Here is a 20,105-nt window from a genome sequence, read left to right on the forward strand (position 1 = left end):
TGTAAAATTGGAAGGATTTTGTGGTATGGACCCCCGGTAAGTTGGCCATTAAATAGAAGGATCGGGGCGGGAAAGTCCAATTTGCCGGCCCAACTTTCGCGACTTAGCGGTAAAATAGATCACTGCATACGTCAGACGCATGACTTTATTGGCCTAAATCATCTTTATGTGGGGTCGGGAGAAGCAGAAAAAGCAGCACATTCAAATGACCAATTATTGCAAGCAGAATTCGTGGTTCACGTAAGCCCTGACGTCTTTTGTTGGCAGGATTTATTGCTAAGTCATCTTTATTAGTTTGTGCATTGGTAAATTCGTTCATAATTTCAAGACTCTATAACCGATGTTCTGCCCCAACGTCGTCCTCCCCATCCAAATCTGTGATCGCTTTTCCAAAGGACGCGCAACAGGAGTTTCTCCATGGAGAGTCCATTGGAGATTCTCACCCCTAGGAAGCCAGGACACGAGGTTCCCCGGCACTGGCCGGACGAGGTGAAGGCGCACGTTGTTTCGGACAGCCTCAGGCCTCCGGAGTTAACAGGTTTACCTAAACTCCTGGCGGCGAAGCTGCTGGTTCATCCACCTGTGCCCCATAAAAGGTACGGCGGACGTGTGGATGCCATTGATAACCGTGGTATCCCGAAGTCCGATCCCATCCTACTGTCAAACCCGTTGCTCGACATATCGGTAGGGTTGTTCTTCTGCCGCAGGCACCTCAACAAGCTGGCGATACGGCGAGCCCTACCAATCAGGTGTGTATGCGCTTGGCATTGAGCCTCGTACCGACAACGCAGAAGATCTCCCCCTCCTGCAGCCGGCCGAGAGTTGCAGTCATACGATCGAAATAGCGTTTTGGCTCTTCCGGATACGTCTGAAGCATGGTCTGTTGTTATGACCCTCCGTAGACCTGAAACGATCCTTTTTGATCTGGATGATACTATCCTGGCAGGAATCGGAGGGCAATCATTCTCGGTGTGGCCACCGAGTTGGAACATCTCAGCTACACAAGTTAGTTGGTGCTGCGTTCCGCGTCGAAACCGCGCTGCACGAATTTTGGACGTCATCCGAGCAAGCGAAAGAAGTTCGCCTTGGATCGTTCGGCGGGATCAACCAGGCCCGTGAAATTATGACAACGGAGGCTCGGGCTAGCATAGCCGCTCTCGGATCGCAGCACGAGGGGACTACGTTCAGCGACCTCTTTACAAGAGCGAGAAGCGCGAGCATCCAACTCGTAGACGAGGCAGTGACGACCATGCTGGCGTTTCAACAAATGGGGATACGTTTCGGATTGGTGACAAATGGAGCCGCCGATATTCAGCGATGAAAGCTCGATCGGTTTGGCCTTGTAAGCTATTTCGACCACGTGCAAATAGAAGGTGAACTCGGGTTTGGAAAACGAGAGGAGCGAGCGTACCATCCATGCGATGGAAGCGCTCGGATCGGCGCTTCGCAAAACTTGGATGGTTAACCCCCCTCAAATGAGTCTTCGTCGGATTGCCAGCGCGGTTAGGTGAGCCTTGGAGCGGACGTCGAAGCGCTTCATGGCTTCGCGAAGCTTGACGCGGACGCTGTTGTACTTGACCCCTTCGACGTCGGCGATCTCCTCCATCGTCTTGCCGACGGCAATCCATCTCAGATAGGTGGCCTCCTTCGGATCGAGCCATGCGGCATCTTCCGCGGTAGGGGTGGTGCGGAGGAATGAGATACGGGCATGGATCTGCCCGATGGTTCCCGCGGCTGCCACTGCATCGATTTCCCGATCGAGATCAATCACCGGCTTCTCTGATGCCAGCGTGAACATCGACATCGAGCCGTTGGCAGTCTTGATGGGTATGGTGATGCCGGAGCGGATGCCGAAATCGGCTGCGTGGGCATAGAAGGCACGCTCGTCCTTCGACAGTGTCGGTCGCTCGTGCTCGCCAGACCAGGTGAAGATGTGCTTCCGGGATCTTGCGCGCTTGACGACCGGGTCGAGAGCGTCGAACTTCTTGTCGAAATAGACCGACTGCCACTCGGGATGATAGTTGGTGACGGCGGTGATGTGCCTGTGCTGGATATGGAGGTAGGCATAGCCGGTGAAGCCGAAATGATCGGCGATGTCCGCCAACCCGGTCTTCAGGATGCACTCATCGCCTTCGATCGCGGCAAGATCAGTCAGCTTGTCCAGCTAGTGCTGCATTATTCATCTCCGTATTTTGTCAGATGGAACAGTTGAGCATTGTCCCTCCCTTAGGGCGATATACAGAATGAAATAAATAGAGGACGGTTAAGCAAACCGTTGCAAGTTAAGGCATGGAGATAGGAAGAGAAGGCTACCAATTCTTCCACAACGACAAAAAAGTCCTTTGCGATACAATCCTTTCTTTATGGATATGCACCAGATACATCGGTCAATCAGACGGATAGTCTTGGCTGCGGGCCATTTCACCCAAGGTAACAGGTTTAACAGGTGCTCGAATATTCATGTATCCCACTTGGCCGGGCGGTTGAGCGGTCGCATCTCCTATCAACTCACATACTGTTAGGCCGCACGATCGACCCTGGCACGGCCCCATTCCAGCGCGACTGAAAGCCTTTGCCTGGTTCGGGCCCTTCGCGCCGCGAGCTGCAATTGCGCGGATCTCCCCCGCCCGTACCTCCTCACACCGACAAACGATCACGTCGTCTGCCGGCATTCGGAACTGAGGCGCGGGCCGATAGAGCTTTTCGAGAAACAGGCGTCCGCGGCTGGCTTTACGGAGCTGTTTCCGTGCCGCAGCTTCGCTTTTACTGGCATCTCGCGACTTGTTGTCGAGCATCTTGAGAATGCCCGCCACCACAAGTTGACCCCTGCAAGATGCTGCCTCGGCCCCGCTGATGCTGGCACTATCCCCGGCAATGAAAAGGTTTCGCACCGAAGTCTGACCGCAGTCATCGAGGACAGGTTCAAAAGCCAATCGCTCGTCGTTCCAGTCGTGCCTGACACCGACCGACATCGCGAGATTAACTTGCGGTACGACACCCTGGTGTAGAAGAAGTGTTTCAGCCTCTACCGTGTGGCTCTTGCCACGCAGCGTATATTTTACACTGGTAAGATCATTTTCGCCTACCGCCTCGAGCGTTGAGACGCCGCGGACTACCCTCACCTTCGCTTGGACTTCGCGCATCAGCTTGATGCCCTTCCGGAAGTAAGGAGTGGCAAGGAACGCTGGGGCAAATGGCAAAGCCCTGATAGCATTTGACCATGGCGTCGTATCCAGAACAGCTGAGACATTCACGCCAGCCCGAATATATTGTGCCGCGAGCAGATACAGGAGCGGGCCGCAGCCTGCGAGGCACGTGCTGCCGCCAGGGACAGTCCCGCTTGCCTTCAACATCGTCTGAGCAGCGCCTGCGGTCATGACGCCAGGCAGTGTCCATCCCTTGATTGGAAATGGGCGCTCCAGCGCACCAGTTGCGATAATTACGAACCGCGCTCCGATGAAGCGTGCTCGACCGGCGGCGGATATGCCAATAGAAAGTTGCTCGCTTGTTTGCTCGATCATGAATGCTGTTGTGCGGGGCAAATAGGTTGCCCCGCATGCGTGGAAATCTTCGGCCAGTTGCCGGCCAGCTAGGTAATCAGGGCCCAGGATGGTCCCCAGGTCCGGACGCTCGTTCAAGACAGATCGATATATCTGGCCACCGGCTCCAATGCCTTCGTCGATCAAAGTTACGGATAGTCCGGCATTGCGAGCCTCGACTGCGGCAGACATACCGGCCGGGCCAGCACCGATGATGACAATATCAATGAGTTCCCGGGTCATGCGCGCGTATTCCGTTTGTGGCTTGGGCCGGGAACGCCGGTCGTAACCGTCATTCCTTCGCGAACAGGCGTCAGACATGCCTGTCGGTTTGCTTCACCATCGATCGTAACGAGACAGTCGAAACACACGCCCATGCCGCAGTAAGGCGCCCTGGGCGCGCCGCTTACCGGGGTCTTCCGAAAAGGGGTTACGCCTGCAATAAGCAGCGCCGTGGCGACTGTATCGTCAGGTGAGGCGGCAACCAAATGGCCGTCGACGGTGAGGCAGACGGTCACCTTTGCTTCACTCAGATGCCGGAACATGGGCAAGTCTCCGTGCGCTAAAGGGGTCGAGAACCGCCGGCCAATCGCCAGCGGCAATCGCTTCGGCTATAATTCGGGTGTGAGCGGCCGCCAATGTTATGCCGCTATGACAGGTGACGACGTAAGCGCCTGGACAGGTTATCGACTCATCGTAGATCGGATATCCATCAGGACTCATCACTCGCAAAGCACCCCAGGTTCGAACGATCTGAGCCGATGCCAACCGCGGAAACGTTTGAACAGCGCGTTTGGCGATCGTTGCCAGCGTTCTGCTGTCAGTGCTCTTGTCGAATCCTGCATCTTCCTTCGAGTCTCCAATCAAAACTCCCCCTTCGTTCGTCTGACGGACGGACCCGGTCGGATAGTCGAGAAAATGTTCGAGCTTTTCGGTGACGATGATCTGTCCCCGTTCAGGTGCGACCGGGGCGGTAAGTCCGACCATCGGCGCAAGATCTTTATTGCCAAGCCCCGCGGCGAGGACAATCTTGTTGCACGAGACCTCGCCGCTTGCGCTACGGACACGGAATCCACTGCTCGAGGGCGTGATTGTCGCGACATGCTCACCAGCCCGGTACGAGACACCACGCTGGTTCGCTACCTTGTGAAGCGCTCCGAGCAGCCGGAGCGCATTGATGTGTCCGTCTGCGGCGCTGTAAGTGCCACCTACCACGTCCGGGCCGATGCCCGGCATCATCTTTTTCATCTGAGCATGGTCGAGGATTTCGAAGCTAGCGGTATCAGGAGCGATATTGTGCAACCTCCGAAGAGCAAAGGCCCGTTGCTCAAGCTCGTCTTCGCTAAGACACACGATGAAACCGCCAGGCCGGGAGTAAAAAAGAGGCATCTCTGCCTCGTCCGAAAGCTCACTTGCAAAGCTCTCCCAAAGGTTTGCAGACGTTGCGCTCCATCGGGCATAAGCGGGGTTCTCCAGACCTTTGCCATGAACCCAAATTAAGGCAAAGTTGCCGCGCGAGGCCCGAAAGGCATCATCGCCCTCATCAAGAACTATGACGGACTGGTTTCGCTGGCTCAGACCATAAGCGAGGGTCATCCCTACGACGCCCCCGCCGATGACGACGACGTCACTCTCGTCGCGATTAGAATTCATGGCTGCAGATATCACGCCTGACCCTCACCAACGAAGAGGCGCTCAAGTCCGTACAACCGATCCAAGATCACCATGAGGATAACGGTGAAAAGAATAAGCAGCGCGGAGACGGCGCAGATGAGTGGGTCGATATTATCCTGAATGTAGTTGAACATCTGGACCGGCAACGTGGTTGTCGTCGGCGATGCGACGAAGATGGTCATCGTGGTTTCGTCAAAACTTTGAATGAACGATAATGCAAAGCCACTTGCAATTCCCGGTACGATCAGCGGCAGAATGATCCGCTTGTATATCGTCAGTCGACCGGCGCCGAGGGAAGCGGCCGCGTCTTCGATCCGCATATCCATCCCCGAGGCGCTTGCAAGGATCATACGCATTGCGAACGGGAACACGATCACGATGTGCCCGATGATTAGGCCTGTCGTGGTACCGGAAATGCCGATTTCGGTCAGGAAGCGAAGAAAGGCAATACCAAGAACCACATGCGGGAGCATCAACGGTGACAGAAACAGCGCATTCAAGGCTGCGCGACCGAGGAAACGATAGCGGGCGATCGCGAGGCCAGCCGGGACAGCGAACAGCAGTGCTATGACAGTTGATGCAAGTGCAATTCCGACGCTCGTTTTAAACGACTCGAAGAACTCCGGTCGTTCGGTTAGCCGTTGAAACCAACGCAATGAGAAACCGTTGGTTGGCAATGCGAGATAGTTCTCCGGCGTAAACGCGATCAGGCAAACGAGCACCATCGGTGCCAGAAGGAAAATTACAAAGAGGGTGTTGAACAGAAGTGCGATGGGCCCATTTTTCATGACGAAAATACCTGTGAGTAGCGACGTTCCACGAGACGATTCCATCCGATGACAAGGAACACGATGCCGATCAGCAATAGGACGGCGATCGCGGCACCAAGCGGCCAGTTCAGCGTATTCAGGAACTCGTCATAGGCGAGCGTTGCAGCCACCTTGAGCCGCCTGCCCCCGATAATCGCAGGCGTTGCAAAGGCGCTGGCGGAAAGCGTGAAGACGACGATACTGCCTGATAAAATACCGGGCATTGCTTGGGGTAGAACAATACGCCTGAAAATAGTCGCCGGTCCGGCCCCAAGTGACGAGGCCGCCCGCTCGGTCGACGGATCCATGCGCCCGAGCGAGGCCCATACGGCGAGGACCATAAACGGCACGAGAACGTGTGTCAGCGCTATGACGACCCCCGTTTCCGTGAACATCAGCGAGACAGGCGCGTTGACGAGCCCCAGCTTTTGCAGACTTTGTGAAAGGATACCGTTACCAGCTAGGATCAGCGCCCAGCCAAGCGTTCGAGCCACGACGGAAACCAACAGCGGCCCGATGACGACCAGAATCATCATGGAGCGCCAGGGTTCACGCATGCGTCGGAGAATGTACGCCTCCGGCACACCGATGAGAATGCTGGTCAACGTCACCAGGAGGGATATCCGGAGAGTTCGGAAGAAAATCTCCGCAAAGTAGCTGTCGGAGAATATTTCCCTGTAGTTTTTGGTCACCAGAACCGGAATGATGCCCTCGGTCGAGCTCCATTCATTGAGGGAAAGGATGACCGTCATGACGAGAGGTACGGCAACGATACCAAGAAAAAGTAGCGCTGCCGGCGTCGTTAAAATGTAAGCTTCGCGGCGGACGCTCATATCCGCTCCCCCGCCGCTTTACTGACGATCAGGTCTTCCGGCTTGACGGTGAGACAGACCTCGGCGTTTTCGAGAGGAATGAAAGTGCCATTATTTGGACTGACGACAATCGCGCGACCTGCGGCCGTATCGATCTGGAGGAGCCAGTGGTCGCCCTGGAAGACGCGCGTTTTCACCCGACCCCGCAAACCAGGCTGGGTCTCAGACGACATCGAGATTTTCTCTGGTCGGACGGAGAAAGACACCCGGCCTTCGTGGGTACGACTGAATGGAACGGTGTAATCGCCAAACGTCAGGCCGTCTGCGGACGTTGTTCCCTCGAAGACGTTCGTCTTGCCCAGAAACGACGCCACGAAAGGAGTGGCCGGAGTTTCGTAAACGTCTTGGGGTGTGCCGATCTGCTCGACTTTCGCAGCGCTCATCACAACGATACGGTCAGAAAGAGCCAAAGCCTCGTGCTGATCATGGGTAACGAGAACGGTCGTCGTGCCGAGGGTCTGTTGTATCTGCCTCAACTCGATCTGCATTTCCTCGCGCATTTTTGCGTCGAGATTGGAAAGTGGCTCATCGAGAAGCAGGATTGCAGGCTTTATGATGAGCGCGCGGCCGAGCGCAACGCGTTGTTGCTGACCGCCGGACATTTGGCGGGGATAGCGAGCCGCCTTGTCGGAAAGGCCAACAATATCGAGCATCTCAGAGACGCGCTTGGTTATTTCGGCCTTCGACACCCCGCGCATTTCCAGCCCAAAAGACAGGTTTTGGGCAACTGTCATATGCGGAAACAGGGCGTAGCTCTGAAATACGATTCCAAGGCCCCGGCGATTGGGCGGAAGCTTCAAAAGCTCGGCACCATCGAGACTAATACTGCCTGACGTCGGCTCCACAAACCCGGCAATCATCTGAAGGGTGGTTGTTTTCCCGCAACCGGACGGGCCGAGGAGCGATACGAACTCCCCTTTTTCAACATTGAGGTTGATGCCGTCTACGGCGACGGCGGGCCCGTAGACCTTGCGCAGTCTATCCAGACGAAGATAGGACACAGTATTCTCCTTGAAATAGAAAACGGACAATACGGCGTCGGCGAGTGTTACCTGAAAGGCGGCGTTGCTTTCACCTTGCTTTGTCCGATGAGGGCATAGTGAGCGTCTCCCAGCCACTTCGTGGCGGGAAACGCATTGTGTCCCTGTTATCGCTCGATCTCGCGAGTCCAGTGCTTGTTCCAGTCGTCACGGGCGGCATTGATGGTTTCCCAATCCGCCGTGACGAGCTTCTTGGCTGCGTCGCCATAAGGCATCATTCCTGGAGACTTTACGACAGCGTCCTTCAGGACAGGAGCAGAACCTGCTTCCTCCGCCAAAATTTCTTGGGCTTCCTTCGACAGCATAGTCTTGACGAACGCCTGGGCCAGTGGCGAGACGGATTTCTTGGCGACCGGGCAGATTGCCGTCATGACGGCCGGCGCGCCTTCGACCGGATAGACAAAATCGACGGGAAAGCCGGTGGCGGCCAACGCCTGCACGCGAGCGGTACCCCAAACGCCCAAGACGGCTTGCCCTGTCTGAAAGAGCTCGGTCATTTTCGCGGGAGACGGCTCATAGGCAATGACATTCTTGTTGATATCGTTTTTGAACGCAGCAAAACCGGGATCAATGTTCTTCTCACCGCCGCCGTTCATGCGGGCGAGCATGACAACTGTCAGGAGGCCATAGCCATTGTTCATGGGAGGAATGACAACCTTACCGGCGAACTTCGGATCCTTCAGGTCGTTCCACGACGTAGGAGCAGCCCAGCCATTGTCGGCGAAGACCTTCTTATTGTACATCAGGCCTGTGGCAACAATGCCGAGCCCCGATGCCTTGTGGTCCGGGAAAGCAGCAGTGTCGTAGAGGGTAGAAAAATCGACGCCGGCGATCGGGGCGCAGAAGCCGAGCGACACCGCTCTTGCCATCGGACCATCATCGATCAGCGCTACGTCGATTTCCTGATTGGCATTCTGCGCCTGCAGCTTTGCCAGCGTATCTGTCGAATTGCCGGCGACGTAGGTCACCTTGACATTGTTAGCTGCTTCGAATTTTGGAAGGATCTTTTCCCGGATAATGGTTTCGGTGGAACCGCCATAGCCTGCGATGATCAGCTGATCCTGGGCTACTGCCCCCGATGCCATTGCGAGCGCCAGCGTCGAAACGCCACAAGCGACCCCGATCTTGAATCTGATAAACATTTCGTTCTCCTCTGGGATATTTTTTTGCGCCTCGATTTTGTGTCGCGGCTCGATAAAGTCAAATTCATTATTGACGGTCTTCGATGCATAAATATTATGGAGGGATGTCAAACTTTGGACGCCAGATCGAGGCCTTTCGCGCCGTCATGTTAACCGGTGGTATGACGACCGCCGCTGAGACCTTGCGGATTACCCAACCAGCAATTAGCCGCCTGATCCGCGACCTCGAGGACGATCTGAAAATCGCGTTGTTTCATAGGAGGGGGAACCAAATCACTCCGACGGTCGAAGCAACCGCATTTTTGGCCGAAGTCGAACGATCGTACCTTGGTATGGACCAGTTGCGCACCTTCGCGGTTGACCTGCGCAATTCCCTGACAGGATCGTTGCGGATCGCTGCACTTCCTGCGATGGCTCTCGGGTTCATGCCATATTGTTTGGCAAAGTTTAGCGGAACTCGCCCCAAGCTTTCAATCACACTCGATGGTATCCCATCGCACCTCGTTCTGGAGCGGGTGGCTGGAGGGCAATTCGAGCTGGGATTTGCAGCGGTCCCGGCGGACCGCCCGATGCTCAACACGACACCGATCAAGGCACGCGCAGTCGTGGTGATGCCGGAGGGGCACCCGCTGGCCAAAAATGAGACGGTATCGGCAGATCAGTTGCGAAACGAACGCATCGTGATGCTGGACCGCGGGAACTACCTTCGCCACACCATCGAGCGGGCGTTGGGAACGCGCGCCGGTAGCCCTGGCGCTATCGAAACGCCCCTCTCCGCCATCGCCTGCTCTTTCGTTGCCAGAGGCTTAGGGGTGACGATCATTGACGCTTTCACGGCAATCAATTTTCTCGGCCGCGGGATTGAAGCACGTCTGCTGGTTCCCGAGCTCGATTTTGGATTCGCCATGGTAACTGCTCAGCAACGACCGATGTCACAGCTTGCTAGGCAATTTGCGCAGGAGATACACCTCCTGGCGGAAGAGTATCAGTCGCCGATCTTTGGGTGACAGACAAGAGATCGTCCTGTCGGGAGGCCATGTTCGATTGCGGCGCCTGGGGAATAGCCATGCACGCTACGGCTCGACTACTCACAATTCCAGCCCGCCGGGCTTATCCGCGATGGCCCACTCAAGTCTCTGCTACCTATAACGGCGTCAGGTTAGGCATCCATCACGAGATGTCCTGCAGAAATCTCTCGGTACCGCCTTTCCGGAACGACGAAATCGACCGGTCTAACCGCATTGCGTATTTCGCCGGCGCTGTCTTTCGGCTTGTCCCTGTTCCGTAAAGCAGGATCTGGAACCGGCACGGCGGCGATCAGCTTCTGGGTATAGGGATGACAGGGATTGTTCAGCACCTGTTGACGCGGCCCAATCTCTACAATCTCCCCCAGGTACATAACTGCAACGCGATGGCTGATCCGTTCCACCGCAGCCATATCATGCGAGATGAAGAGGTACGACAGTCCGAGTTCTTGCTGCAGATCCATCATCAGATTGATGACTTGCGCTTTGATGGAGACATCGAGCGCAGAAACGGCCTCGTCAGCCACGAGAATAGCTGGTTTCAGGGCGAGAGCGCGCGCGATGCATATCCGTTGCCTTTGCCCGCCGGAGAACTCATGGGGACGTCGGTGCATCACCTCAGGCGGGAGGCCAACCTTCATCAATAGATCGGACACGATTCCATCAATCTCGCTGGCGCGTGCAAGACTGTGTGCAAGAATCGGCTCGGCAATCGCCTTGCGGACTGACTTACGAGGGTCGAGGCTCGCATAGGGATCTTGGAAGATCATTTGCACCTGTTGGCGCATCTGGCGGGCTGTTTCACCCTTCAAGTCAAGAACACTTTTCCCTCGGAGCCGGACATCGCCTCCGACCGTATTGACGAGGCGTGTGATCGCTCGACCGATCGTTGACTTACCACTGCCCGACTCTCCCACAATCGCAAGCGTTTCCCGCTCCTGTAAGTCGAAGGAAACGTTTTCGACCGCGTGTACGCGACCGCTAACCCGACCGAGAAGCCCTGAGTGGATATTGAAGCGAACCTGCAGATCCTGAACTTGGAGTAACGGTACCTGCTCCGACTTCGGTGAGGATTGCATTGCACGGGCGCCTATCGTCTCTTCGCCCGTTTTCACATCGATCACCGGATAACGGACCGGGTTTGTGATATCTTTCATCGAGCCGAGCTGCGGGACGGCCGAGATGAGCGCACGGCTATAGGGATGCTCCGCTTTTGAAAACAGCCGCTCAGTAGAACCCTGCTCAACCATGTTGCCATGATACATAACGAGAGTTCGGTCAGCCGTCTCCGCAACCACGCCCATGTCATGGGTGATGAAAAGGACGGACATATCCTCTTCCTCCTGAAGCTCGCGCATCAAAGAAAGGATTTCGGCTTGAATGGTCACATCGAGCGCGGTCGTAGGCTCATCAGCGATGAGAAGGCGTGGTGAGCAAGCAAGCGCCATGGCGATCATGATGCGTTGGCGCATGCCTCCCGACAGACGATGCGGATAGTCGTGAAATCGCCGGGAAGCCACAGGAATGCGCACGCGCTCCATCAAGCGCACCGACTCTTTCGCAGCTTCGTCCCAATCCATGCCGCGATGACTGATCAAGGCTTCGGAGATTTGTATGCCGATCTTCATCGATGGGTTGAGACTGGTCATCGGTTCCTGAAAAATCATACCGATGTCGCGGCCGCGGATCTCCCGCATTTCTGAAGGCTGCAAAGATAGCAACTCCTTGCCGTGGAGGTGAATTCTCCCCTCTATTCGGCTTTGCTCTGCGGGCAGCAGCCGCATGATCGCAAGCGAGGTGACACTTTTGCCCGAGCCGGATTCGCCGACAATGGCGACTGTCTCGCGAGGCTTGATATCGAACGAAATGCCATGGACCACCGGCTTCCAGCCGTTTGGCATTTGGAACGATACTTTCAGATCTGCAACCGAAAGAACGGGCTGTACCACTTCCGGTGAACTGCGCGTTTCGAGCGAAGGCATAGGAGGCGTGATCATTCGGCGTCTCCGGTCTTTCTGGAACGAATGTCGAGAGCGTCACGCAGTCCGTCGCAAAGCCAGTTGAGCGTGAATATTGAGATAATCAGGGCAAGACATGGCCACACAAGAACGAGCACGTTGAAGTCGAGTGCTGCCCGCGCGCCACGGATCATTGTTCCCCAGGAAGGTGTCGGGGGCACGACGCCGAGGCCAAGAAACGAAAGTCCGGACTCGACCACGATGGCGGAAGCGACTGTGAGCGAGAACTGAACGAGTATAGGGGCCAGGATATTCGGCAGGATCGTCCCGAGAAGTATCCTCGGCGTTCGAAGACCAAGCACTTGAGCCGCTTCAACAAATTCTGCTGTCCGCAGCGCAAGGACTTCGCCGTATGCGACGCGGGTGAAGCCGGGCGTGTTCAAAATTGAAAGAACGAAGATCAAGGTCCAGAGGCTCGGCCCCAGGATAGTAACAGCAAGCAGAGCGAGCAGGATGGTCGGGAACGAGAGGATGATATCTGTCAGCCGCACGGTAACGGTTTCCGCCAACTCCCCAAGGTAACCTCCGATCAAGGCCAGTGACACACCCGCTACACAGGCAATAATCGATGAGGAAAGCGCGACAGCGAGGGTCGCACGTGCTCCCCAAATGAGCCGGCTCAGGATATCGCGACCAAATTCGTCAGTTCCCAACCAGTAGGTTGCTGTAGGTGAACTGAAGCGTTGGGCGACGTTCATTTTTGTCGGATCGGACAACGGTATGATCGGGGCAAGGGTAGCAACGAGCAGGATCATCATGAGGATCGCGCCCGGCAAAATCAGAGCACGGGTCCGGCTGTCTTTCACGAAACGGGTTGAGAATATGGCGTTCATCCACGGATCCTCGGGTTAAGGGAGCCGTAGATGATGTCGACAGCCAGATTGATAAGGACGAAACAGACAGAAATGGTCAGCACAACGCCTTGCACAATCGGATAGTCGCGTTGTTCGACGGCCTGCACGAGAAGGGAAGACAGGCCGGGATAGTTGAAGATGTATTCGACGAGGACGGTTCCGCCGAGCATGTGGCCGGCATTGAGGCCGACGAGAGTGACGACCGGCCCGAGCGCGTTCCTGACAACATGCATCCTTACAATCCGGCTCGGGCGAACGCCTTTCGCCTGGGCGGTCCGTACCCAATCACGCCGCATCGTTTCGAGCACGGTAGTTCGGATCATGCGGAAGAATATTGCGCTCAATCCAAGCGCGATTGAAAGCGCAGGAAGGAATAGGTTTTGAAAATGCTGCAGAACGTTATCGGTGATGGGGACAAAGCCACCTGACGGGAACCAACCAAGTTTGCGCGAGAACGCGTAGATGAGAGCGACGCCAATCACAAAGACCGGAACCGAGAGAAAGAACGAAGAGATAGCGAGTCCGGTGCGATCGATAGTGCCGTTGTGATTGTAGGCTGCCCATGTCCCGCTCGGCAGGCCAATTAAAAGCGCGAGCACGAGTGCGACCAGGACGAGTTCCAGCGTCCGGGGCAGACGAGAAGCAACTTGGCTGGCGACTTCGCTGTTATCAAGGAACGAGCGACCGAGATCGAACCGGGCGCTTCTCTCTAGGAACCCAAGATATTGTTCGAATACCGGTCGGTCGAGATGCAACTGTTCGCGCAATTCTGCTACGGCTTCTGGAGGAGGTGCAACGCCTCCTCCGCCGGACAGCAACAATTCGACCGGATCTCCCGGCACCAAATGAAGGGCAGAAAAGACCACAGTTGCGACACAAAAAACGATAATGAGCGCTGTACCAAGCCGTCTGGCGACGTAAGCAAACATGATGTCTCCTTTTTGACCGCCAGGCTCGATTTGGCCTGTTCGGCGACTATCCATGTCACCGACTGTGGTGAAGAGCTCACACCACCGCAGTCGGCCCGCAACTAAAGGCTTTGGCCGGCCACGAATGACCAATCGAAATGCCCCGCAGAGAGGATTAGAGTGTGGTTTCTTCGAGCGTCGTCGGTGAGAAGATCGTGGCGGGGCCAGTCAAGTTATGGAAACCCTGCACCGATTTCTTCATGGCATAGCCTTCAGAGCGCCAGGTTAGTCCGACGAAGGCTGCGTCATCCAGGGCCTTGACGGCGATCTGGCTGTAGATCTTCTTGCGCTCGTTGAGATCCGCCACTGCGCGGCCGCGCTTGAGGAGATCATCGACCTCCTTGTTCTCATATCCATAAGAGCGGAGATACGATCCCGTCGGGCTGCCCGAGAGAATGACGCTAAGGGCGTCCGGGTCAGCATAGGGAGCCGGATAGCCTGTGATCGAGAACTGATACTGGCCGCGATTACCAAGTTGCATGCGCGTCGGATAGTCCGGAAGCTGTAGTTCGACTGCAATGCCGATGTCCGCGAGGTTTTGCTGGCAAATTTCCGCGGCGGATCGATGCATGCCGTATTGCGATGTCGAGAGCATTGTTGCGGCAATCCCACCGGATGCACCGGCTTCCTGCATCAGCTTTCTCGCTTTCTCGACATCGCGTTTCCAGTGGCCCTGCAGGGCCGGATCGAACGCAAAGGAATCTTTCGGGATGGGCAGACCTTCGAGTATGGAACCGCGCCCGAAGAACGAGGCCTGCAATACTGCGCTGCGGTCGACTGCATATGCAACAGCCTGACGGATCCGCTTGTCAACGAACGGCCCCTGTTTCATGTTGAAAGTTATCCCGAGACACGGCCCATCGACCGCGTCGAGACGCAAGTTGCTCTCGCCTTCGATGCGCGCCATACTCTGCCAGGGTACGAATTCGACGATATCGACATCACCCGATTCCAACGCAACGACGCGCGAATCTTCGTCTGCAAATGCTTTGAATTCGATCTTTGCCACTTTGGGGAGGCCGGGTCGATAGAAAGCTTTGGAGGCCTCGACGCGAATCCAAGACCCCCTCTCCTGCTCCGTTATGCGATAGGGGCCGCAGCCGATAATCTGGTCCTGTGTCGATTTCGGAGAGATGACGGGGCTGTTGAAACTCGCGAGATTGTAGAGAAGCGTTTCGTTTGGCTCTTTGAGCGTCAGGCGAAAGGTTAGCGCGTCGACAAGGTCGATCTTCTCGATCTCCTGGTAAGCCGCCTTGAGGTAGGCAGTCGACTTCTCCGCCGTGATCTGATCGAACATGTATTTGACGGCGGCAGTGTCGACCGGGTCACCGTTGTGGAAGACCGCGTTCTTCCGCAAGGTGAATGTCCACTGCCGGTCTCCCTCGCGGCTCCATTTTTCAACCAGCTCCGGCCGAACTTTACCGTCGGGCGCATAACCGAAGAGTCCCCGATGGATAGCGAGTTTGACGGCGCCCGCTGCGGTTCCGCCATGCTGAAAGGGGGCGAGGTTGGTTGGATAAGACGATAGCCCGAAACGCAACTGGCCAGCAGACTGTGCCATCGCATGTGGTGCGGTAGCGATCATCGCTCCTGTCGCAAGCGAACCCAAGACGAACCCTCTGCGAGAAAGGGAAGTAATGCGACTGACGTTGTCCATGAAATCCATCCTGAGTTAGAACTGCGCTAGCGTCTGCACTTGGCCCGAAGCGCTACAGAAACCGGAAGATACCAGGTGCCTTCCGGGAGGCTGTCTTAAGCGGCACGGGGCCTTGGCCCGAGGCAGCGCCACCGTCACACGCGGTCAAACCGCACGTAAAGCTGACGTCGAGTTGGACGGATTTTTCCTTTTCTCCCAACACGTTGCATACCCCTTTTATTGGTTTCTCGAATGCAAGGCTGAGAAACATTGCCTTGCTCCGCATGTATCGTGCAACGCTCAAATGCTCGCATTGGTGACTGGATAACGCCAATAGAATTATCAGTATTCAGTATTCAGTTTTATTATAGGGAGGGTGCGATGGCATATGATCTCGCGTCGATAGAGGCGCAATCTATCGAATTCTTCCTGTCGCACTCCAAGTGGCGCGTATAATGTTTTGACATAGGGCCTATCTATAAACTGATAAATCTCGATCAATCCGACGTGTTATTTTTTCCGGGATCAAACTGTCCGGCTGCGCCTCCTCACGCCTAACTTGGCCGCGCTTGACAGTATGTCATCGAAACGACGCGTCGTGACATTTTGAGGGATACGATGTTCAAACATATTGCCGGGCTAAGTGCGGCAGAATTGACCTTTTCTTTTGAAGGGCACGTGTTGCGTGCACGCAAGGGCGACACTGTCGCATCGGCACTTCTTTTGGCCTCGGAGCAGGTGACGCGCAACACGTCAGTCTCCGGTTCGCCACGCGGCCCCTATTGTCTCATGGGCGTCTGCTTCGAGTGTCTCGTCGAGATCAATGGTGTCCCGAACCGGCAAGCCTGCATGACCCTCCTTGAAGAAGGTATGGCCGTTCGCAAGCAGCGCGGCGCTGCGGAGTTGCAGGGATGATACAAAGTTACGACCTGGCCATCATTGGTGCGGGCCCGGCAGGTATGGCTGCCGCGATCGAGGCGGACGCGGCCGGATTGACCGTTGCCCTTATTGACGAGCAGCCGGCGCCAGGCGGGCAGATCTATCGTTCTGTCGAAGCCGCGGACCACCAACGCCTCGCTGTTCTTGGCAAAGACTACGCAGCTGGACTTGATCTCGTCGCAGCCTTTCGTGCCAGCGGCATAACCTATATTCCTTCAGGTACTGTCTGGAACATCGAGGACAGTTATACGATAGATTACGCAAGGGCAGGCACGTCGGACCGGATCTCAGCGAAATCCGTACTCGTCGCAAGCGGTGCCGTAGAGCGAGCAATGCCACTTCCAGGTTGGACCTTGCCAGGCGTTACAACGGCAGGCGCCCTCCAGATTCTGCTAAAGGCGCACGGTGCCATCAACGACGATGTCGTACTGGCTGGGTCGGGGCCGCTTATCTATCTTATTGCGTTTCAGATGATAAAAGCGGGCGCCCCACCAAGGGCGATCGTCGATATGGGGCAGTCGATGCCCGTCCGGGCCGTGCTCAATCATCTACCGGGCGCACTCAAGGGCTGGCGTTACCTTGCGAAGGGGCTCCGCCTTCTTCGCGACATCAAGAAAGCAGACATACCGTTCTATCACAAAGCCAGCAATGTGCGCATCGAGGGCGAAGGATCGGTGCAAGGTATCTCCTTCGATCATCGTGGCCGACCGATTCATCTCGCCACTTCATCGGTTGCCCTCCATCAGGGCGTTGTCCCAAATCAGCAGATCACCCGACTATTGCGTTGCAAACACGAATGGAACGGCGATCAACGCTGCTTCGTGCCAGTTCTTGATCACTTCGGCGAAAGCAGCGTTCCTGGTGTTTTTGTAGCCGGCGACGGCGCGGGGATCGCCGGCGCGGTGTCAGCGGCGCTTCGCGGACGTATCGCGGCTTTGAAGGTCGCGGAACGATCGGGGCGCGGGAACGGCGAGCGGTTGACGCAACTGATCGCGGAACTCGGCAAGGACAGTGCGGTAAGACCTCTCCTTGAAAGCCTCTATGCCCCTTCCGAGGAAGTCTTGTTCCCCGATGACAAGACGATCGTCTGTCGCTGCGAAGAGGTGACCGCTGGCGATATCCGTCGCAACATTGCGCTCGGCGTACAAGGACCCAATCAGCTCAAATCATTTCTTCGGTGTGGCATGGGGCCATGCCAAGGTCGAGTTTGTGGTCTGCCCGTCACCGAAATCATTGCGCGTGAGCGAGGCGAGACCCCGCAAACCATCGACTATTACCGCATTCGACCGCCATTGAAACCGCTTGTTCTTTCGGAACTTGCCGCGGTTCATGGCGAAGGAGCAATGAGCAACACAAAGAAGGAGACTGAGGTCCATGATTAAACGTTACGAGCCTCATACGATCAACCACCGCGTGGTCGAACATAACGGTGTGCTTTATTTCGGCGGGCTTGTTGCCGACGACAAGAGCAAGGACATGAAGGGACAGACCGAGGAAATCTGTGCAAAAATCGATGCGCTGCTCGCCAAGGTTGGCTCCTCAAAGGACAAACTCCTGACCGCGATGCTCTATATCACGGATTTCTCGCAGAAAGACGGAATGAACGAAGCGTGGCTGGAATGGCTGCCGGCCGAAATCCTTCCGACCCGCGCGACCATCGGTGTTGCCGAGCTTGGCAAGGGTATACTCATCGAAGTGGTCGTCTCGGCCGCCGCTTGCTCGCGATAACCGATCGCTGGGAATGATGGACTGGGGGGTTTTCGGCAAGCCTTTAAGCTCAACAGCGGACTGAATAACAAGAACCCCGCGTTTGCTATCGCGGGGTTTCTTTCGGTTCACGATTGCAATTCGTCGAGCGACGCGGCTAGTGCCGCGCCTCCGCGGTTTTGGAAGCGCCGTATTGGGCCTCGCTTTCCGCCGCACTTAACCGACCATCGCGCAAGTCACGACGGAGGTCTGAGTTCTTCCGCAGGCCGGGGGCACCAAAGCCGCCGCCGCCAGGGGTTTCAAGGCGAACGCTGTCACCCGGTTGAAGCGGCAAGTTTGCGATCATCGGGTTGAGCAACTTTTCGTCGCCGTTTGCGGCCGTCATCACCAATCGCGCTGGTCTTCCAGATCCACCGCCGCCTGCACCTGGAGCGCCTTCACGGTGTCCATCCGAGCGGGCAGTGAAAATGACATTGCCGTTGGGAGCCGTTATCTCGCGGGCAATTCCCATCCCGCCGCGATGTTCGCCCGCACCCGCCGAGCCATTGACCAGCGCATATTCCTTGACGATCAGATCATATTCGGTCTCAAGCGGCTCGATCGGCAGGTTTGATGTGTTGGTGACGTGGACGTGGACACCGTCCATGCCATCGACGTCATGGCGCGCACCCGATCCACCGCCGATCGATTCGAGATACACGTACCCATCCTTGCGGCCACGTCGCTTGCCAGCGAAGACCATCACAGGAACAATATCCTGTCCGGCCGCCATTGCGCGTTCGGGCGGCAACAGCTGAGCGAAAGCGCCAATCAGTGCGCGGACGACCTTGTTGCAGGTGATGGAGCGAGCGCCGACAGCCGCAGGAGCCGACGGGTTTACAATGCTTCCCGCTGGCGCAGTGATCTCGATATTTGTGAACATACCGTTATTCGGCAAGAGGCCGGGATCGAGCAACGTCTTGACCACGTAATAGACGGAGGCATGGAGGGCGCTTTCTGCGACGTTCATCGCGCCGCGCGCCTGGGGACCAGAGCCGTTGAAGTCGACGCTAAGCTTCGAACCCAAAACGGTAACATTCGCCTGGATCTTCACCGGCGTGTCGCCGAGACCATCGCTTTCGATAGAAGACGTGAACGAAGCTGTTCCGTCCTGCATCTCAGCAATGCGGTTGCGCAATCGGGCGGAGGTATAGGCGAAGACGTCCTCGATCGAACGAGTGACCTGCTCCGCACCGAGTGCGTCGGTCAGCTCAAGCATCAGCCGTGCCCCGCGTTCATTTGCTGCCGCCTGCACCTTGATATCGAGCCAGCGCTCTTCTGGAGACCGGGAGTTCAACGAGATCATGGACAGGAGATCTTCATCGAGAACACCGGCCCGATAGAGTTTCATGACCGGGAGGCGAAGACCTTCCTCGAAGATCGATATGGCGCCGCCGTGGATCGAGCCAGGAACAGTGCCGCCGACATCCGAATGGTGACCGATATTCGCAGTGAAATATCGAATTTTGCCCTCGTGAAACACCGGGGTGATCACCGAGATGTCCGGCGTGTGCGTGCCGCCCGCAACATAGGGATCGTTGCAGAGGAAGACGTCGCCAGCGGTGATTTTCTGGAGAGAGTATCGTTTTAGAACCGCATGAACCGAGCCCATTAGCGAACCGAGATGCAACGGAATATGACTAGCCTGCGCGATAAGGCGTCCATCGGACGAGAAGAGCGCGACAGAGCAATCCTTGCGCTCCTTGATGTTGGACGAAAACGAAGCGCGGATCATTGCGTTTGCGATCTCGTCGGCGATTGCCAGCAGGCGGTTGGTGAAAACCTCCATTGCGATGGGATCGGCAATGCGCTCAGCGTCGATAAGTGTTTCGGTGTTGCTCAT

18 protein-coding genes are annotated in these 20,105 nt (G+C 56.3%); 4 read left to right on the forward strand and 14 right to left on the reverse strand.

Translation table 11 applies throughout. The annotated features are described in order from the left end of the window. Window positions 1–145 precede the first annotated feature (145 nt). The 9 genes from AVI_RS31305 to AVI_RS25565 all read right to left on the reverse strand — a co-directional run bounded on the left by AVI_RS31305 (window position 146) and on the right by AVI_RS25565 (window position 9,076). Window positions 146–319, reverse strand: a complete 174-nt coding sequence (locus tag AVI_RS31305; protein ID WP_156583134.1) for a hypothetical protein — start codon at window positions 317–319, stop codon at window positions 146–148. Window positions 320–1,471: 1,152 nt separating this feature from the next. Then, window positions 1,472–2,164, reverse strand: a complete 693-nt coding sequence (gene traR / locus AVI_RS25530) for an autoinducer-binding transcriptional regulator TraR (RefSeq protein ID WP_012649073.1) — start codon at window positions 2,162–2,164, stop codon at window positions 1,472–1,474. 223 nt (window positions 2,165–2,387) lie between these two features. Beyond that, entirely contained in the window at window positions 2,388–3,782 is a 1,395-nt protein-coding gene (locus tag AVI_RS25535; protein ID WP_012649074.1) for an NAD(P)/FAD-dependent oxidoreductase, read from the reverse strand. Then, entirely contained in the window at window positions 3,779–4,084 is a 306-nt protein-coding gene (locus tag AVI_RS25540) for a (2Fe-2S)-binding protein (protein ID WP_041699529.1), read from the reverse strand. The genes AVI_RS25535 and AVI_RS25540 overlap by 4 nt, the downstream gene beginning before the upstream one ends. After that, window positions 4,065–5,192 (reverse strand): NAD(P)/FAD-dependent oxidoreductase, encoded by a 1,128-nt coding sequence (locus tag AVI_RS25545; protein ID WP_041699620.1) that lies wholly within the window; start codon window positions 5,190–5,192, stop codon window positions 4,065–4,067. Before AVI_RS25545 ends, AVI_RS25540 begins: the two co-directional genes overlap by 20 nt. A gap of 11 nt (window positions 5,193–5,203) precedes the next feature. Further along, window positions 5,204–6,001: an ABC transporter permease gene (locus AVI_RS25550; protein WP_012649076.1), complete on the reverse strand. Its 798-nt coding sequence runs from the start codon at window positions 5,999–6,001 to the stop codon at window positions 5,204–5,206. Further along, the gene (locus AVI_RS25555; RefSeq protein WP_012649077.1) at window positions 5,998–6,855 is read right to left on the reverse strand and encodes an ABC transporter permease; all 858 of its coding nucleotides are present in this window, start codon (window positions 6,853–6,855) and stop codon (window positions 5,998–6,000) included. The genes AVI_RS25550 and AVI_RS25555 overlap by 4 nt, the downstream gene beginning before the upstream one ends. Further along, window positions 6,852–7,895, reverse strand: coding sequence for an ABC transporter ATP-binding protein (locus AVI_RS25560; RefSeq protein WP_012649078.1), 1,044 nt, complete (start codon window positions 7,893–7,895; stop codon window positions 6,852–6,854). The genes AVI_RS25555 and AVI_RS25560 overlap by 4 nt, the downstream gene beginning before the upstream one ends. Window positions 7,896–8,041: 146 nt before the next feature. Then, a complete protein-coding gene (locus tag AVI_RS25565; RefSeq protein ID WP_012649079.1) occupies window positions 8,042–9,076 on the reverse strand; it encodes an ABC transporter substrate-binding protein in 1,035 nt (344 codons plus the stop codon). An 83-nt stretch (window positions 9,077–9,159) separates the two neighbouring features. Here AVI_RS25565 and AVI_RS25570 point away from each other — a divergent pair, with 83 nt between their 5' ends. Continuing rightward, on the forward strand, window positions 9,160–10,083 hold the full coding sequence (locus AVI_RS25570) for a LysR family transcriptional regulator (protein ID WP_139192341.1): 924 nt from the start codon (window positions 9,160–9,162) through the stop codon (window positions 10,081–10,083). Window positions 10,084–10,235: 152 nt separating this feature from the next. On the opposite strand, the gene AVI_RS25575 is transcribed toward AVI_RS25570, so the two are convergent. The 4 genes from AVI_RS25575 to AVI_RS25590 form a co-directional block, all read right to left on the reverse strand. Then, window positions 10,236–12,098 (reverse strand): ABC transporter ATP-binding protein, encoded by a 1,863-nt coding sequence (locus AVI_RS25575; protein ID WP_012649081.1) that lies wholly within the window; start codon window positions 12,096–12,098, stop codon window positions 10,236–10,238. Beyond that, the gene (locus tag AVI_RS25580) at window positions 12,095–12,952 is read right to left on the reverse strand and encodes an ABC transporter permease (RefSeq protein WP_012649082.1); all 858 of its coding nucleotides are present in this window, start codon (window positions 12,950–12,952) and stop codon (window positions 12,095–12,097) included. Before AVI_RS25580 ends, AVI_RS25575 begins: the two co-directional genes overlap by 4 nt. After that, complete coding sequence (locus AVI_RS25585) at window positions 12,949–13,902, reverse strand: ABC transporter permease (protein WP_012649083.1); 954 nt, start codon at window positions 13,900–13,902, stop codon at window positions 12,949–12,951. Before AVI_RS25585 ends, AVI_RS25580 begins: the two co-directional genes overlap by 4 nt. A gap of 154 nt (window positions 13,903–14,056) precedes the next feature. Next, the gene (locus tag AVI_RS25590; protein WP_041699626.1) at window positions 14,057–15,598 is read right to left on the reverse strand and encodes an ABC transporter substrate-binding protein; all 1,542 of its coding nucleotides are present in this window, start codon (window positions 15,596–15,598) and stop codon (window positions 14,057–14,059) included. Window positions 15,599–16,195: 597 nt separating this feature from the next. Between AVI_RS25590 and AVI_RS25600 the strand changes: the two genes are divergently transcribed. The 3 genes from AVI_RS25600 to AVI_RS25610 are packed head-to-tail and all read left to right on the forward strand — an operon-like array spanning window position 16,196 to window position 18,244. Further along, window positions 16,196–16,492, forward strand: coding sequence for a (2Fe-2S)-binding protein (locus tag AVI_RS25600; RefSeq protein ID WP_012649085.1), 297 nt, complete (start codon window positions 16,196–16,198; stop codon window positions 16,490–16,492). Then, window positions 16,489–17,898, forward strand: coding sequence for an FAD/NAD(P)-dependent oxidoreductase (locus tag AVI_RS25605; protein ID WP_012649086.1), 1,410 nt, complete (start codon window positions 16,489–16,491; stop codon window positions 17,896–17,898). The genes AVI_RS25600 and AVI_RS25605 overlap by 4 nt, the downstream gene beginning before the upstream one ends. After that, window positions 17,891–18,244, forward strand: a complete 354-nt coding sequence (locus AVI_RS25610; RefSeq protein ID WP_012649087.1) for a RidA family protein — start codon at window positions 17,891–17,893, stop codon at window positions 18,242–18,244. The genes AVI_RS25605 and AVI_RS25610 overlap by 8 nt, the downstream gene beginning before the upstream one ends. Window positions 18,245–18,380: 136 nt before the next feature. Here the strand turns inward: AVI_RS25610 and AVI_RS25615 are convergent, their stop codons facing one another. Beyond that, a complete protein-coding gene (locus tag AVI_RS25615) occupies window positions 18,381–20,105 on the reverse strand; it encodes a hydantoinase B/oxoprolinase family protein (RefSeq protein ID WP_012649088.1) in 1,725 nt (574 codons plus the stop codon).

Origin of the sequence: Allorhizobium ampelinum S4, from assembly GCF_000016285.1 — a bacterium.
GTDB lineage: Bacteria > Pseudomonadota > Alphaproteobacteria > Rhizobiales > Rhizobiaceae > Allorhizobium > Allorhizobium ampelinum.

Coding starts and splice junctions, on each gene's coding strand:
- AVI_RS31305 (WP_156583134.1), bottom strand. CDS start 319: ATGAACGAATTTACCAATGCACAAACTAATAAAGATGACTTAGCAATA.
- AVI_RS25535 (WP_012649074.1), bottom strand. CDS start 3,782: ATGACCCGGGAACTCATTGATATTGTCATCATCGGTGCTGGCCCGGCC.
- AVI_RS25540 (WP_041699529.1), bottom strand. CDS start 4,084: ATGTTCCGGCATCTGAGTGAAGCAAAGGTGACCGTCTGCCTCACCGTC.
- AVI_RS25545 (WP_041699620.1), bottom strand. CDS start 5,192: ATGAATTCTAATCGCGACGAGAGTGACGTCGTCGTCATCGGCGGGGGC.
- AVI_RS25550 (WP_012649076.1), bottom strand. CDS start 6,001: ATGAAAAATGGGCCCATCGCACTTCTGTTCAACACCCTCTTTGTAATT.
- AVI_RS25555 (WP_012649077.1), bottom strand. CDS start 6,855: ATGAGCGTCCGCCGCGAAGCTTACATTTTAACGACGCCGGCAGCGCTA.
- AVI_RS25565 (WP_012649079.1), bottom strand. CDS start 9,076: ATGTTTATCAGATTCAAGATCGGGGTCGCTTGTGGCGTTTCGACGCTG.
- AVI_RS25570 (WP_139192341.1), top strand. CDS start 9,160: ATGCATAAATATTATGGAGGGATGTCAAACTTTGGACGCCAGATCGAG.
- AVI_RS25575 (WP_012649081.1), bottom strand. CDS start 12,098: ATGATCACGCCTCCTATGCCTTCGCTCGAAACGCGCAGTTCACCGGAA.
- AVI_RS25580 (WP_012649082.1), bottom strand. CDS start 12,952: ATGAACGCCATATTCTCAACCCGTTTCGTGAAAGACAGCCGGACCCGT.
- AVI_RS25585 (WP_012649083.1), bottom strand. CDS start 13,902: ATGTTTGCTTACGTCGCCAGACGGCTTGGTACAGCGCTCATTATCGTT.
- AVI_RS25590 (WP_041699626.1), bottom strand. CDS start 15,598: ATGGACAACGTCAGTCGCATTACTTCCCTTTCTCGCAGAGGGTTCGTC.
- AVI_RS25600 (WP_012649085.1), top strand. CDS start 16,196: ATGTTCAAACATATTGCCGGGCTAAGTGCGGCAGAATTGACCTTTTCT.
- AVI_RS25605 (WP_012649086.1), top strand. CDS start 16,489: ATGATACAAAGTTACGACCTGGCCATCATTGGTGCGGGCCCGGCAGGT.
- AVI_RS25610 (WP_012649087.1), top strand. CDS start 17,891: ATGATTAAACGTTACGAGCCTCATACGATCAACCACCGCGTGGTCGAA.
- AVI_RS25615 (WP_012649088.1), bottom strand. CDS start 20,105: ATGAGCAACACCGAAACACTTATCGACGCTGAGCGCATTGCCGATCCC.